This window comes from Pseudomonas sp. UBA2684, from assembly GCA_002354655.1.
GTDB lineage: Bacteria > Pseudomonadota > Gammaproteobacteria > Pseudomonadales > Pseudomonadaceae > Aquipseudomonas.
The window spans coordinates 359,570-373,088 of the sequence record DELY01000050.1 but is presented as its reverse complement, the minus strand read 5'-3'; the positions used below and the strand labels follow the sequence as shown (position 1 = coordinate 373,088).

The 13,519-nt window shown below is 64.0% G+C and carries 13 protein-coding genes; 6 read left to right on the top strand and 7 right to left on the bottom strand.

All coding sequences use genetic code 11. The features are described from left to right. Positions 1 to 8: 8 nt before the first annotated feature. From B3M58_RS19465 to B3M58_RS19445, 5 genes are all read right to left on the bottom strand, one after another. Complete coding sequence (locus B3M58_RS19465; RefSeq protein WP_296221612.1) at positions 9 to 1,892, bottom strand: GGDEF domain-containing protein; 1,884 nt, start codon at positions 1,890 to 1,892, stop codon at positions 9 to 11. After that, on the bottom strand, positions 1,889 to 2,767 hold the full coding sequence (locus B3M58_RS19460; protein WP_296221611.1) for an endonuclease/exonuclease/phosphatase family protein: 879 nt from the start codon (positions 2,765 to 2,767) through the stop codon (positions 1,889 to 1,891). The genes B3M58_RS19465 and B3M58_RS19460 overlap by 4 nt, the downstream gene beginning before the upstream one ends. Positions 2,768 to 2,790: 23 nt before the next feature. Further along, positions 2,791 to 3,420 carry a thiol:disulfide interchange protein DsbA/DsbL gene (locus B3M58_RS19455; protein ID WP_296221609.1) on the bottom strand — a complete coding sequence of 210 codons (630 nt, stop codon included), beginning with the start codon at positions 3,418 to 3,420 and terminating at the stop codon, positions 2,791 to 2,793. A 154-nt stretch (positions 3,421 to 3,574) separates the two neighbouring features. Then, on the bottom strand, positions 3,575 to 4,180 hold the full coding sequence (locus tag B3M58_RS19450) for a c-type cytochrome (protein WP_296221608.1): 606 nt from the start codon (positions 4,178 to 4,180) through the stop codon (positions 3,575 to 3,577). 46 nt (positions 4,181 to 4,226) lie between these two features. After that, positions 4,227 to 4,517 carry a c-type cytochrome gene (locus B3M58_RS19445; RefSeq protein WP_296221607.1) on the bottom strand — a complete coding sequence of 97 codons (291 nt, stop codon included), beginning with the start codon at positions 4,515 to 4,517 and terminating at the stop codon, positions 4,227 to 4,229. A 485-nt stretch (positions 4,518 to 5,002) separates the two neighbouring features. Between B3M58_RS19445 and yihA the strand changes: the two genes are divergently transcribed. Next, positions 5,003 to 5,641, top strand: coding sequence for a ribosome biogenesis GTP-binding protein YihA/YsxC (gene yihA / locus B3M58_RS19440; RefSeq protein ID WP_296221605.1), 639 nt, complete (start codon positions 5,003 to 5,005; stop codon positions 5,639 to 5,641). Positions 5,642 to 5,986: 345 nt separating this feature from the next. On the opposite strand, the gene polA is transcribed toward yihA, so the two are convergent. Beyond that, positions 5,987 to 8,833: a DNA polymerase I gene (gene polA / locus B3M58_RS19435; protein WP_296221604.1), complete on the bottom strand. Its 2,847-nt coding sequence runs from the start codon at positions 8,831 to 8,833 to the stop codon at positions 5,987 to 5,989. Between the two features lie 74 nt (positions 8,834 to 8,907). On the opposite strand from polA, the gene B3M58_RS19430 reads away from it, so the two are divergent. Together B3M58_RS19430 and B3M58_RS19425 are read left to right on the top strand one after the other, a co-directional pair. Further along, positions 8,908 to 9,192, top strand: a complete 285-nt coding sequence (locus tag B3M58_RS19430) for a DUF2782 domain-containing protein (RefSeq protein ID WP_296221603.1) — start codon at positions 8,908 to 8,910, stop codon at positions 9,190 to 9,192. Between the two features lie 19 nt (positions 9,193 to 9,211). Beyond that, positions 9,212 to 10,162 (top strand): homoserine kinase, encoded by a 951-nt coding sequence (locus B3M58_RS19425; RefSeq protein ID WP_296221601.1) that lies wholly within the window; start codon positions 9,212 to 9,214, stop codon positions 10,160 to 10,162. 230 nt (positions 10,163 to 10,392) lie between these two features. On the opposite strand, the gene B3M58_RS19420 is transcribed toward B3M58_RS19425, so the two are convergent. Then, the gene (locus B3M58_RS19420; protein ID WP_296221600.1) at positions 10,393 to 11,334 is read right to left on the bottom strand and encodes a zinc ABC transporter substrate-binding protein; all 942 of its coding nucleotides are present in this window, start codon (positions 11,332 to 11,334) and stop codon (positions 10,393 to 10,395) included. Positions 11,335 to 11,400: 66 nt separating this feature from the next. On the opposite strand from B3M58_RS19420, the gene zur reads away from it, so the two are divergent. Genes zur through znuB form a run of 3 tightly spaced genes read left to right on the top strand, consistent with a single transcriptional unit; the run spans position 11,401 to position 13,473 of the window. After that, a complete protein-coding gene (zur, locus tag B3M58_RS19415) occupies positions 11,401 to 11,886 on the top strand; it encodes a zinc uptake transcriptional repressor Zur (RefSeq protein WP_296221598.1) in 486 nt (161 codons plus the stop codon). Beyond that, positions 11,883 to 12,692, top strand: coding sequence for a zinc ABC transporter ATP-binding protein ZnuC (gene znuC, locus B3M58_RS19410; protein WP_296221596.1), 810 nt, complete (start codon positions 11,883 to 11,885; stop codon positions 12,690 to 12,692). The genes zur and znuC overlap by 4 nt, the downstream gene beginning before the upstream one ends. Beyond that, positions 12,685 to 13,473 carry a zinc ABC transporter permease subunit ZnuB gene (znuB, locus tag B3M58_RS19405; RefSeq protein ID WP_296221595.1) on the top strand — a complete coding sequence of 263 codons (789 nt, stop codon included), beginning with the start codon at positions 12,685 to 12,687 and terminating at the stop codon, positions 13,471 to 13,473. Before znuC ends, znuB begins: the two co-directional genes overlap by 8 nt. The last annotated feature ends 46 nt before the right edge of the window (positions 13,474 to 13,519 follow it).

Genomic DNA, 13,519 nt, shown 5'->3' with positions numbered 1-13,519 from the left:
GGCCCGCGCTAATCGCGCTCGACGCGGTTACGGCCGCCGCGCTTGGCGCGGTACAGCGCCTGGTCGGCGCGCTCGAAGACCTGCTCGCTACGCTCGTCCGCACTGAAGGCGCTGATCCCGGCTGACAGGGTGATGGTCACCCGCTCGCCCTTGAAGTGAAACGGACAGGCTTCGATGGCCGTGCGCAGGGTTTCCAGCAGTTGCCAGCCGCCGTCGAGCGGGGTAGCGGGAATCAGCAGGACGAATTCTTCGCCGCCGTAACGCGCAATAAAGTCGGTTTTGCGCAGGCGTTTGTGCAGCTCGCCGGCGATGATTTTCAGCACCTTATCGCCAGCCAGATGGCCGTACTCATCGTTGATCCGCTTGAAGTGGTCGATGTCCACCACCGCCAGCAGCAGCTCGCCGCCGTAACGCTGCCAACGCGCCAACTCCAGGTCCAGGCGCTCGCTCCAAGCGGCGCGATTGGGCAAGCCGGTCAGTGGGTCGAGCAGGGCTTTCTGCCGTTGTTCCTCCAGGTGCGCCCGGAAGCCCTTGGCCTCCTGCTCCATGCTCGCCACCCGCTCGACCAGGGCCTGCAGGCGCCCGGAGACCACCTGCTCACGCGAATCGCGCTGTTGCTGGTACTGCTCCATGGTGCCGAGCAATCCATTCAGGCGGTGTTCCACCAAGCCTTTGAGGCTGTCCAGATCGCTGGCTTCCTGCACGCTGCTGTGCAGGCCGCTGACCTGTTGACGCAACTCGCTGTCCAGCTCGCGCGCGGCGCTGATCGAATCGGCGTAGCCGTCGTGGGCATCTTGCAGGCCGCCCTGGAACGTCGCCAGGCGCTCGTTGAGTTGCGTGAGGTAACCCTCGAACTCGCGCTGGCCGACATCGGCGATGGCCAGCATCAGCACCGCCAGGTCATCCAGCACCGGCACCAGCTCATACATGTTCAAGCCGGCCTGAATCCGTTCACCGAGCAGATCGGCCTGCGCTTGATGCCGCTCCGGCAAGGGCAACTCGGCCAGCAAACCGAGCAAGGTGGTTTCGACATGGTTGGCGATGGCGCTGTAGCCCGGCTCGGGGGTCGGCGGCAGGGCGTATGCCGGGTCGGCCTCGACACACTCGGGGCCGGCGGCAGGGCTGGCAGCCGGCGCGCGCGCGGGCACCTCGGGCTTGCCAGGCAGCAGCAACTCGGCGGGCAACGGCAGGCTGTCCAGGGCCAGCGCAGGTGGCTGGGGCCGCTGCGCAACCGCTGGGGCTGGCTCGGCCGCCGCGTCCCGCACCTCAAGCGCTACGGGCTCGTGCGGGAGCGCCTGCGGCGGCTCTTGCGCCGGGGGCGCGTCATCCGCCGGGGCGAGCACGACTGGCGCCGCATCTGCCGCAACGGCACGGCCACCGAACAGACGTTCGAGCAGGCCCGGACGCTCGACCTCTTCGCGCCCCAGCACCCGCAACGCTTGCTGTTGCAGCTGGCTGAGCTCGGCCAGCAGGGCCGGCCACTCGCGTACGTGGCCGGCGCGGCCGTCGAGTTGTTTGGCATAGCTTTTCAGCGGTTTGCGCACTTCGCGCGGCAAGTCCAGTTTGAGCAGCTGGCTGACCAACGCGGCCAGCGCACTGGCGACCTGCTCGAACCGCTGCTGGCGACGCTGCTCGGAGTCCAAGACGGTTTTTTCCAGGCGCGGGATCAACGCCGACAGACCGGCATCGATATCCTCGCGGCGCAGAATCTCACGCAGGTCCTGCATGCACTGGTCAACCGCCTTGTCCGCCCCCTCGGCGGCCAGGCTGCTGCGCACCAAGCCACGGCGCAGCAGGTCGAGGCGCGCATCCCAACGCCGCTCGAGCTTTTCTTGCTGTTCAAGACTGCTCAGGTATTTTTCTTTCCAGCGCTGGACGTCATCGGTGCTCATGCAGGACTTCCACAGGACGGCGGACTCAGCATAGGTGGCTGGCCGCGATGCAAAGCATTGGGCAAACGAATTTCCACTGCCACCGGCAGGTGATCGGAAATTGACAGTGGCAATACGTCGAAACGCTCCAGCTCCAGCCCCGGACTCAGCAGGATATGGTCGAGACAACGCAGCGGGCGCCAGCTGGGAAAGGTCGCCTCGATCTGCGGGGCGATCAGACCAAGGTCGCGCAACGGCGAGTGCAGCAGCAGGTCACTGGCGTGGGTGTTCATGTCGCCCATCAGCACCTGATGCCGATAGCCACCGATCAACTCGCGGATATAGGCCAATTGGCGGGTACGCGTTCGCGCCCCGAGGGACAGGTGCATCATCACCACCGCCACGGCGTCCGCGCCCTCGCCCAGGCGCAATAACATCGCGCCGCGACCGGGTGGCCCGGGCAGCGGGTGGTCTTCCAACAGACTCGGGCGCAGCCGGCTGAGTACGCCATTGCTGTGCTGGGCCAGGCGGCCGAGGTTGCGATTGAGTTGTTGATACCAGTAGGGGAAGGCGCCCAGGTGGGCGAGGTGCTCGACTTGGTTGATGTAGCCGGAACGCAGGCTGCCGCCATCGACCTCCTGCAAGGCCACCAGGTCGTAATCGCCAAGCAACTCGCCAATCCGTTGCAGGTTACCGGCGCGCCCGGTATGCGGCAGCAGGTGCTGCCAGCCACGGGTCAGGTAATGCCGATAACGTTCGGTGCTGATGCCCACCTGAATGTTGAAGCTGAGCAGGCGCAAACGCCCATTACTCGGCCAATCATCGGCAGCCGGACACTGCGGGTTGACCTGCGGATCGCACAGGCCAACCTGACGGACTTGCCAACGGCGCAGCATATTCGGCGCTCGTGGCGCGCCGCTTACTGCGCGGCGCGCTCTTTGGCGATCAGGTGATCAGCCACTTGCAGGGTCTGCTGTGGGCCACCGGAGCTGCCGAGGTCGAAGCGGTATTTACCATTGACGATCAGCACCGGTACGCCGCTGATCTGGTAGGCCATGGCCAGCTTCTTGGCCTTCTCCATCTGGCTCTTCACGCCAAAGGAGTTGTAGGTCTTGAGGAAAGCCGCCTGATCGATGCCCTGAGTGGCGAGGAACTCGGCCATTTCCTCAGGGGTCGCCAGCTTCTTGCCTTGTTTGTGGATGGCCTCGAACACCGCGGTGTGCACCTTGTGCTCGACCTGCATGTTTTCCAGGGTGATGAACATCTGCCCGTGGGCGTTCCAGACCCCGCCGAACAACGCGGGAATGCGCACGAAGTTGACGTCTTCCGGCAACTGCTCGGCCCATGGATTGATGGTCGACTCGAACTGATAGCAGTGCGGGCAGCCGTACCAGAACAACTCGACCACTTCGATCTGCCCCGGCTTGGACACCGGTACCGGGCTGGCCAGCTCGACGTACTGCTTGCCGGCTTCGATGGTGTCGGCGTGGGCGGTCATGCCCAACAGGCTCGCGCTGGCGAGGACGGCGGTGAGAATCAGGTTACGCATGCGTGACTCCTTGGCGATGAGGTACTGCGGCGGCAGCTGCATTTCGACCGGCGGCTGCGCGGCAGGTTCCGGCTATTGTAGCGGCGGCGCAAATGAAAAAGGGCGGCCTCAGCCACCCTTTTCCTGTGTCACCGCGTTTCACCCAGTCAGGCGATCAGTGCAGACCCTGCACGTAGCTGGACACGGCTTCGATGTCTTTGTTGCTCAGCTTGGCGGCGATGGCGCGCATGATCATGCTGTCGCCATCGTTGGTGCGGTTGCCTTCGCGGAAATCGGTCAGCTGCTTGGCTACGTAGCCGGCATGCTGGCCGCCGAGTTGCGGGAAGCCCGCGGCATCGAGGCCGGCGCCATTCGGCGAGTGGCAACCGGTACAGGCCGGCATGCCTTCGGTGAGCTTGCCGCCGCGGAACAGCGCTTCGCCGCGCGCGACCAGCTGCGGATCGGCCGCGCCGACACTCATTTTCTGGCTGGCGAAGAACGCCGCGATGTCTTGCATGTCCTGATCGCTCAGGTTGTCCAGCATGCCGGTCATTTCCACGATCGGACGAGCACCGGACTTGATATCGTTCAGCTGCTTGAGCAGATAACGTTCGCCCTGACCAGCCAATTTCGGGAAGTTCGGGGCCGGGCTGTTGCCATCGGCACCATGACACGCGCCACACACGGCAACCTTGCCCTGACCGGCAACGGCGTCGCCGGCGGCATGGGCCAGGCCGGTGATGCCCAGGGTCAACAGCAGACTCACGAGTACTTTGTTCATCAGCTAATCCAACTACGGCTAAGAGAGAAAGAGTTAGGGGCCGGGCTTACTCGGTCATCAACTTGATGACAGCTTGGTAATCCTCGGCCGTGCAGTCCATGCACAAACCGCGCGGCGGCATGGCATTCAACCCATTGGTGACGCTCTGTACCAGCACGTCCATACCTTTGGCCAAGCGTGGCTCCCAGGCAGCCTTGTCGCCTTTTTGCGGCGCCATCGGCAGTTGACCATTGTGACAGGCCGCGCAAGCACGGGCATACACAGCTTCTGGATCTTGGGCAGCTTGGGCATTGAACGACAACATCAATACACCGGCAGCAAGCAGCATTTTTTTCATCAGATCAGCCTCATCAGGGAGGGGAACGTACTGCTTTCTAGGGGCAGATGATCTAAATCGTTCCCGTGAACACTTATCCTGCGGGTGGGACAAAGCGCACACAAAATCTGCGGCATTATATACTGACGCCACTGAAACGGAAACGACGCCGCTTGCCACGCCGCGTAGCGCCCAGCAGGATGCGCGCAAATGTCGCAAGGCCCACACGCCTGCCAACCGGCCATAAAACCCGACTACGCTCGGCTATGCTGCGTTGCAGTCGGGCACCTGGCACGCAGTCTAGTGTGCCCGCAGAGGTACGTGAAACGAGTAATGCTCGGGCACTCACCGTACACTTCGCGTCTTTGAACCGATTACTGTGCTGGCGCCCTTTCGAGTCTGCCTTGGCTGTTAGCGGCGCGGGGCTTGCCCTATGCCGAGCCAGCGCGCGCGAGATTTTCCACGGTTTGCCAATCCTTTTACGCCCGCCCTCACCGGATACCCTGATGCAAGCAAAGAACCCCATCATCGGCCTGTGCCAACAAGCCACTTTCCTGATCAGCGCGGCCAAGGTCGACCAATGCCCGGAGGATCAGGGCCACGAAGTGGCTTTTGCCGGGCGCTCCAACGCCGGTAAATCCAGCGCGCTGAACACCCTGACGCACGCCAGCCTGGCACGCACCTCGAAAACCCCGGGGCGCACCCAGCTGCTCAACTTCTTCCGCCTGGACGAGGAACGGCGCCTGGTCGATCTGCCCGGCTACGGTTACGCCAAGGTGCCGATCCCACTGAAACTGCATTGGCAAAAACACCTGGAGGCCTACCTGGGCAGCCGCGAAAGCCTGCGCGGTTTGATGCTGATGATGGACATTCGCCACCCGCTGACCGAGTTCGATGTCTTGATGCTCGACTGGTCGGCGGCCAGCGAAATGCCCATGCACATCCTCCTCACCAAGGCCGACAAGCTGGCCTTTGGTGCCGCCAAAACCGCCCTGCTGAAAGTGCAGCAGGACATTCGCTCGCGCTGGGGCGAGCGCGTCTCCATCCAGCTGTTCTCGGCGCCGAAACGCATGGGTATCGAAGAGGCACAAGCGGTGCTGGCCGACTGGCTGGAACTGCTGGAACAACCGGAAGACGAAGACTGAGGCCGCCGGCCAATGGCGGGCTTTAGCCCACCATTGAACGGGTCGACGTAGTTTTCTGCGGGCAAAAGAAACCCCGAACTTCGTATGGGGAGGGAGAAGTTCGGGGTTTAAGGGTCTGAACCGCTAGGGCGGGGTTCAGATGTCTGCCAACACTTAACACAACAAAGGAGCATTGAAGGGCTTTAACGGCCATTCCTAAACTCTGACTGCCCGCGCAAATGCAAAGTTCAGCCTTTTTTTAGAATCTATTGGCAATAAAACCTGTAGAGCTGATGCGTAAACGCTTTAAAAACCCCGCCACCTGCGGCGTTATGCCGCAGGCAATCCGGTTATTGGCAGGCGAACTCAGTGCGCCTCGTCCCAGTTATCGCCGACGCCCACCTCGACCAGCAGTGGCACATCCAGCGCTGCGGCGTTGCCCATCAGCGGCTTGATCTGCTCACGCACCTGCTCGACCAGATCCTCACGCACTTCAAGTACAAGCTCGTCGTGCACCTGGAGGATGACCTTGGCATCCAGGCCGGATTCGCTCAGCCAGCCGTCCACCGCGACCATCGCGCGCTTGATGATGTCCGCCGCCGTGCCTTGCATCGGCGCGTTGATCGCCGTGCGTTCAGCGCCTTTGCGCAGCGCCTGGTTCTTCGCGTGGATGTCCGGCAGATACAGGCGACGGCCGAACAGGGTTTCGACAAAACCCTGTTCGGAAGCCTGCTCGCGGGTGCGCTCCATATAGGCCAGCACGCCGGGGTAGCGGGCGAAATACACGTCGATATAGGCCTGCGCCTGCTTGCGGTCGCAGCCGATCTGCTTGGCCAAGCCGAAGGCGCTCATGCCGTAGATCAGGCCGAAATTGATCGCCTTGGCGCTGCGGCGCTGATCAGCCGTGACCTCATCCAGCGCTACGCCGAACACTTCGGCAGCGGTGGCCTTGTGCACGTCACGACCGTGGCGGAAGGCATCCAGCAGGCTTTCGTCCTTGGCCAGGTGGGCCATGATGCGCAGCTCGATCTGCGAATAGTCCGCCGCCAGCAGCTTGTAGCCCTTCGGCGCGACAAAGGCCTGGCGAATACGCCGACCTTCAGCAGTGCGGATCGGGATGTTCTGCAGGTTCGGGTCGGTGGACGACAAGCGTCCGGTCGCCGCCACCGCCTGGTGATAACTGGTGTGGATGCGTCCGGTGCGCGGGTTGATCTGCTCCGGCAGACGGTCGGTGTAGGTGCTTTTCAGTTTGCTTAAAGAACGGTACTGCATCAGCACCTTGGGCAGTTCGAAGTCCTGCTCAGCCAGCTCAGCGAGCACCGCTTCGGCGGTGGAGGCCTGACCCTTGGCGGTTTTGCTGATCACCGGCAGGCCGAGCTTTTCGTAGAGAATCACCCCGAGCTGCTTGGGCGAGGCCAGGTTGAATTCTTCGCCGGCAATCTCGAAGGCCTGACGCTCCAGCGCCACCAGCTTTTCGCCCAGCTCGTTGCTTTGCAGGCCGAGCAGGTTGGCATCCACCAGCGCACCCTGGCGCTCGATGCGCGCCAACACTGGCACCAGCGGCATCTCAATGTCGTGCAGCACCTTGGCCAGGCTCGGCTCGGCCGAGAGTTTGCCCCACAGGTGCTGGTGCAGGCGCAGGGTCACGTCGGCGTCTTCGGCGGCATAGGGCGCGGCCTGGGCCAGGTCGATCTGATCGAAGGTCAGCTGCTTGGCGCCTTTGCCGGCGATGTCCTCAAAGCGGATATTGCTGTGATCCAGGTACTTGAGCGCCAGGCTGTCCATGTCGTGGCGGGTCGCCGTGGCGTCCAGCACATAGGATTCGAGCATGGTGTCGAACGCCACGCCCTGCACGCGGATCGGCGTTGAGGCATTGGCGAGGATATTGATGTCGTACTTGGCGTGCTGGCCAACCTTGGCCTTGTGCGGGTCTTCCAGAATCGGCTGCAACGCCTTGAGCACCGCATCGCGATCCAGCTGCGTCGGCACGCCCATATAGGAGTGGGCGACCGGAATATACGCCGCTTCGCCGGCCTTGACCGCAAAGGACAGGCCGACCAGCTGGGCTTTCTGTGCATCCAGGCCGGTGGTTTCGGTGTCGAAGGCGATCAGCTCGGCGTTGCGCAGTTTTTCCAACCAGACGTCGAACTGCGCCTGCTCGAGGATGCACTGGTAGTCACCCAAAGCGACCGGGGCCTGAACCTCGGCGGGCGCTTCACTGACCACCTCGGCGACGGCTTCGGCGCGCGGCAGCTCGGCGGCGCTGGCACTGGGCGCCAGGGCGAACAGATCATCGGCAGCCGCCTTGACCACGGGTTTGGCCACGGCCGCCGGGTTGGCGCGCAGCAGTTCATCGCGCCAGCTCTTGAATTCCAACTCGGCGTACAGCTCGATCAGCGCCGCTAGATCGGCTTCGCCCGGGTGCAGCGAGTCGATGGCGATATTCAGCGGCACGTCGAGTTTGATGGTCGCCAGCTCATAGGACAGGTAAGCCATCTCGCGGTGTTCTTCGAGCTTGGCTGGTAGGGTCTTGGCGCCGCGGATCGGCAGTTCCGGCACCTTGTCGAGGTTGGCGTAGAGCACATCCAGACCACCACCGACCCCCACCAACAGGCCCAGCGCGGTCTTCTCACCCACGCCCGGCACACCCGGGATGTTGTCGACCTTGTCGCCCATCAGCGCCAGGTAATCGATGATCAGCTCAGGACCGACGCCAAATTTCGCTTTCACGCCATCGATGTCGTAGACGCTACCGGTCATGGTGTTGACCAGGGTAACGTGCGGGCACACCAGCTGCGCCATGTCCTTGTCACCAGTGGAAATCACCACGTCGCGGCCTTCGCCGGCACACTGGCGGGCCAGGGTGCCGATCACGTCATCGGCCTCCACTCCCTCGACGCACAGCAGCGGGTAACCCAGGGCGCGCACGCTGGCATGCAGCGGCTCGACCTGCACGCGCAGGTCATCGGGCATCGACGGCCGGTTGGCCTTGTACTCGGCGTACAGCGCATCGCGGAAGGTGCCGCCCTTGGCGTCGAAGACCACCGCGAACGGACTCTTCGGGTATTGCTTGCGCAGGCTCTTGAGCATGTTCAGCACGCCCTTCACCGCCCCGGTGGGCAAGCCCTTGGAGGTGGTCAGCGGCGGCAGGGCATGGAAGGCGCGGTACAGGTACGAGGAACCGTCGACCAGAACGAGAGGGGCGTTTGACATGAGCAAGATCAACCTTTTCGACAGGTGCGGCGCTAGAATGAGCGCATCGTTGACGACAAAGGGACAAGGTTACCATGCGCACACTTAATCGCCTGTTGCTGGCCAGTTTGCTGGCATTCGCTTCGATTGCGGCGCATGCGGACGATGCCCCCTCGGCCGAGCCTGACGTCACCATTCGCCAGGATGGCGACCGCACCATCCAGGAATACCGGGTCAACGGCTTCCTCTATGCGATCAAGGTCATCCCCAAAGGCGGCAAACCCTATTTCCTGGTGCGCGCCGATGGCAGCGACGGCAACTTCGTGCGCTCCGACGACCCGGACATGTTGATTCCGGCCTGGGAAATTTTCAGTTGGTAAAGAGGCATAGGGCCTAATTATGTCGGTGTTCACCCCCCTGGAGCGTCACGAGCTCGAAACCTTTCTCGCCCCCTATGGCCTGGGTCGTCTACGCGACTTCCAGGGCATTGCCGCTGGTAGCGAGAACAGCAACTTCTTCGTCAGCCTGGAGCAGGGCGAGTTTGTCCTGACCCTGATCGAGCGCGGCCCGAGTGACGACCTGCCGTTCTTTATCGAGCTGCTCGACGTGCTGCATGACGCTGGCCTACCGGTGCCCTACGCCCTGCGCACCGCCGATGGCGAAGCGCTGCGCAGCTTGGCGGAAAAGCCTGCGCTGTTGCAGCCACGCCTGGCCGGCAAGCACGTCAGTCACGCCAACCCGCACCATTGCCAGGAAGTCGGCACGCTGCTCGCGCACATTCACCTGGCCACCCGCGAGCGGGTACTGGAGCGCAAAAGCGACCGTGGTCTGGACTGGATGCTCGAAAAAGGGCCGAGCCTGGCGCTGAAACTGCCGGAGACGCAGCTACCGCTGCTGCGCGATGCGCTGGCGGAAATCCATCGGCTGAAACCGCGCATCCTGGCTCTGCCGCGGGCCAACCTGCACGCCGACCTGTTCCGCGACAACGTGTTATTCGACGGCACGCACCTGGCTGGAGTGATCGACTTCTACAACGCCTGTGCCGGCCCGATGCTCTATGACCTGGCCATCGCCCTTAACGATTGGTGCTCCAACGAGGACGGTGCGCTGGATGGCGCCCGCGCCCGCACCCTGCTTGGCGCCTATGCCGCACTGCGCCCGTTCAGCGCCGCCGAAGCCGAGCTGTGGCCGACCATGCTGCGTATCGCCTGCGTGCGTTTCTGGTTGTCACGCCTGATCGCCGCCGAGTCGTTCGCCGGCCAGGAAGTGCTGATCCACGATCCGGGCGAATTCCAGCGCCGCCTGGCGCAACGGCAACAGGTCGAGCTGCCGCTGCCGTTCGCATTCTGACGCCCCAGGGTGGGCGTCGGCCCACCCTGCAGACGCCCTCCACCGCTCAGAGGTTGTGAAAATATCGAGCGCCGTAGCGAGACCGTCTCCAGGTGTTCGCGGCAAGGCGCGCTTCGTGAAAAGGAGGGGAGTTTAGTGAGCTAAATGACCCGGCTTTTCACGAAGCGCAACGCCGCAGCGGATGTTTTGAGGCGGTCGCAGTAGGCGAGAGTTTTTTCACAGCCTCTCAGTCAAAGCGTGCCCAGACACGCCACCAGGCCAGTGGCCAGGTTATCCAGCAACGCCTCGTAACCCTGCGCATTCACCGGCAAAGCGCCGCCCATGGCATCCAGTTCGGCCAAGGTCACCGGCAGGCCAGCGGTGAGGGTTTGCGCCAGGCGCGGACGCAGCGGCGGCTCGCTGAACACGCAGGTCGGGCCGACCGCTTGCAGGCGCGTGCGCATGGCCGCGACATGCCGGGCACCGGGCTGCACTTCGCTGGCCACACTGAACACCCCGGCATGCTTGAGGCCGTAGGCAGCTTCGAAGTAGTCATAGGCCTCGTGGAAGACGAAGTAGGGCTTGCCCGCTAAACCCGCCAGGCGGCCTTTCAGGCGCTGGTCGAGGGCATTCAGACGTTCCTCGAATCCACGCAGGTTGGCCTGGTAACGCGCAGCATTGGCCGGGTCGGCCAGGACCAGGTCGGCAGCCATGCGCGCGGCGATCACCCGGGCATTGGCCGGGAGCAGCCAGAGGTGCGCGTCCAGCATGCCGGGACGGTGATCGTGGTCGTGTTCAGGCGCGGCGTGCCCATGTTCGTCGGCGTGCTCGTCATGCGCGGCATGGCTGTCGCCGAAATGGCGCAGGCTCATGCCCGGCAGGTCCTGCACCGCCACGCTGGGCTTGTCGCGCCCGCTCAGCACGCGCGGCAGAAAGCTTTCCAGGTCGGCGCCGACCCAGTAGAGCAACTCCACCTCGCGCACCTGGCGCACATCGGAGGGGCGCAGCGCGTAATGGTGTGGCGACGCACCAGGTGGCAGCAGCACCTCGGGCGCGCCGACCCCGTCCTGCACCGCGGCGGCGATCAATTGCAGCGGCTTGATACTGGTCAGCACGCGCACGTCGGCCTGGGCGGCAAGACAAGAGAACAGGGTGATGATGGACAGACTGACGATCGAAAAAAGGCGCGACACGGGGAGCACTCAAGCGGCTAGGAACAGGTAATATAATAACGTCTCCACGCCAAGCCGTCGCCGCCCATGATCTTCACACCCCTGGCCTCACGCCCGCACGACCATTCCCGCTGCGTCAGCCATGCCCTGGCCGAAGCCGAAACCATCTGCACGCGCCAAGGGCTGCGCCTGACCGCCCTGCGCAAACGCGTGCTGGAATTGGTTTGGCAGAGCCACAAACCGCTCGGCGCCTACGACATTCTCGGCGTGCTGAGCGAGGAAGATGGCCGCCGCGCCGCGCCGCCCACGGTCTACCGCGCCCTGGATTTCCTCCTGGAAAACGGCCTGGTGCACCGCATCGCCTCGCTCAACGCGTTCGTCGGCTGCAACCAGCCGGAACACGCGCACCAGGGCCAGTTCCTGATCTGCCGCAGCTGCCACGCGGCCATCGAGCTGGAGCAGGCGGCGATCAGCGATGCGATTGTCAGCAGCGCGCAGAACGTTGGGTTCCACGTAGAAAGCCAGACCGTGGAAGTGGTCGGCCTGTGCGCGGGTTGTCGGGAGGCCGCATGAGCGCTGCGCTGATCCGCCTCGACGGCATTGGTGTGCGCTTTGGCGGACAAGCCGTCCTCCAGGACGTGCAGTTGAGCGTCAAGCCGGGCGAAATCGTCACCCTGATCGGCCCCAACGGCGCCGGCAAAACCACCCTGGTGCGAGCCGTGCTCGGCCTGCTCAAGCCGGACAGCGGCAGCGTCTGGCGCAAGCCCAAGCTGCGTGTCGGCTATATGCCGCAGAAGCTGCATGTGGACGCCACCTTGCCGCTCTCGGTGCTGCGTTTTTTGCGGCTGGTGCCGGGCGTGACGCGCAGCGCTGTGCAGGTGGCGCTGGCCGAAGTCGGTGCCGAACAGGTGATCGACAGCCCACTGCAAAGCATTTCCGGTGGCGAGTTGCAGCGTGTGCTGCTGGCCCGCGCGCTGCTGCGCGAGCCCCAACTGCTGGTGCTGGATGAGCCGGTGCAGGGCGTCGACGTCAGCGGTCAGGCCGAGCTGTACCGGCTGATCACCCAGCTGCGCGACCGCCACGGCTGCGGCGTGCTGATGGTCTCCCACGACCTGCACCTGGTGATGAGCACCACCGACCAGGTGGTCTGCCTGAACCGCCACGTCTGCTGTTCCGGGCACCCGGAGCAGGTCAGTTTCGATCCGGCCTTTGTCGAGCTGTTCGGTCAGGACGCCAAGAGCCTGGCGATCTACACCCACCACCATGACCATGAGCACGATCTGCATGGCGCCGTGGTCACTGAACCGAGCGCCGGCGGCCTGAACATCAAAGGTCCCGTGCAACCGCATGTGCACGGGGATAACTGCAAACATGGCTGATTTTCTCCTCAACGCGCTGCTCGCCGGCCTGGCTCTGGCCATCGTCGCCGGCCCGCTGGGTTCCTTCGTGGTGTGGCGGCGCATGGCTTATTTCGGCGACACCCTGTCGCACGCCGCGCTGCTCGGTGTGGCCCTGGGTCTGATGCTCGACGTCAGCCCGACCCTGGCGGTAACGGTTGGCTGCGTATTGCTCGCGGTGCTGCTGGTGACCCTGCAAACCCGTCAGCCGCTGGCCTCCGACACCCTGCTGGGGATTCTTGCGCACAGCACCCTGTCCCTGGGTCTGGTGGTGCTGAGCTTTATGCAGGACGTGCGCATCGACCTGATGGGCTACCTGTTCGGCGACCTGCTCGCCGTCGGTCCGAGCGACCTGGCCTGGATTCTCGGCGGCAGCGCGCTGGTGCTGGTGTTGCTCACGCTGCTCTGGCGGCCGCTGCTGGCGATCACCGTGCATGAGGAGCTTGCACGGGTGGAGGGCCTGCCCGTGGCGGCGATTCGCCTGAGCCTGATGCTGCTGATCGCCGTGGTGATCGCCGTGGCGATGAAAATTGTCGGCGTGCTGCTGATCACCTCGCTGCTGATCATTCCCGCCGCCGCCGCCCAGCGCCATGCGCGCACGCCCGAGCAGATGGCGCTGGGCGCCAGTTTGCTGGGCATCGTCGCGGTGTGCGGCGGCCTGAGCCTATCCTGGTTCCAAGACACACCGGCCGGGCCGTCGATCGTGGTGTCCGCCGCCAGCCTGTTCTTGCTGAGTTTTGCCCTGCCGCGCCGCACAGCCTGAAACCTGCGGTTATACGGCTTCTCGTAGGGTGGGTTAGGCGCTTGTT

Coding starts and splice junctions, on each gene's coding strand:
- B3M58_RS19465 (WP_296221612.1), bottom strand. CDS start 1,892: ATGAGCACCGATGACGTCCAGCGCTGGAAAGAAAAATACCTGAGCAGT.
- B3M58_RS19460 (WP_296221611.1), bottom strand. CDS start 2,767: ATGCTGCGCCGTTGGCAAGTCCGTCAGGTTGGCCTGTGCGATCCGCAG.
- B3M58_RS19455 (WP_296221609.1), bottom strand. CDS start 3,420: ATGCGTAACCTGATTCTCACCGCCGTCCTCGCCAGCGCGAGCCTGTTG.
- B3M58_RS19450 (WP_296221608.1), bottom strand. CDS start 4,180: ATGAACAAAGTACTCGTGAGTCTGCTGTTGACCCTGGGCATCACCGGC.
- B3M58_RS19445 (WP_296221607.1), bottom strand. CDS start 4,517: ATGAAAAAAATGCTGCTTGCTGCCGGTGTATTGATGTTGTCGTTCAAT.
- yihA (WP_296221605.1), top strand. CDS start 5,003: ATGCAAGCAAAGAACCCCATCATCGGCCTGTGCCAACAAGCCACTTTC.
- polA (WP_296221604.1), bottom strand. CDS start 8,833: ATGTCAAACGCCCCTCTCGTTCTGGTCGACGGTTCCTCGTACCTGTAC.
- B3M58_RS19430 (WP_296221603.1), top strand. CDS start 8,908: ATGCGCACACTTAATCGCCTGTTGCTGGCCAGTTTGCTGGCATTCGCT.
- B3M58_RS19425 (WP_296221601.1), top strand. CDS start 9,212: ATGTCGGTGTTCACCCCCCTGGAGCGTCACGAGCTCGAAACCTTTCTC.
- zur (WP_296221598.1), top strand. CDS start 11,401: ATGATCTTCACACCCCTGGCCTCACGCCCGCACGACCATTCCCGCTGC.
- znuC (WP_296221596.1), top strand. CDS start 11,883: ATGAGCGCTGCGCTGATCCGCCTCGACGGCATTGGTGTGCGCTTTGGC.
- znuB (WP_296221595.1), top strand. CDS start 12,685: ATGGCTGATTTTCTCCTCAACGCGCTGCTCGCCGGCCTGGCTCTGGCC.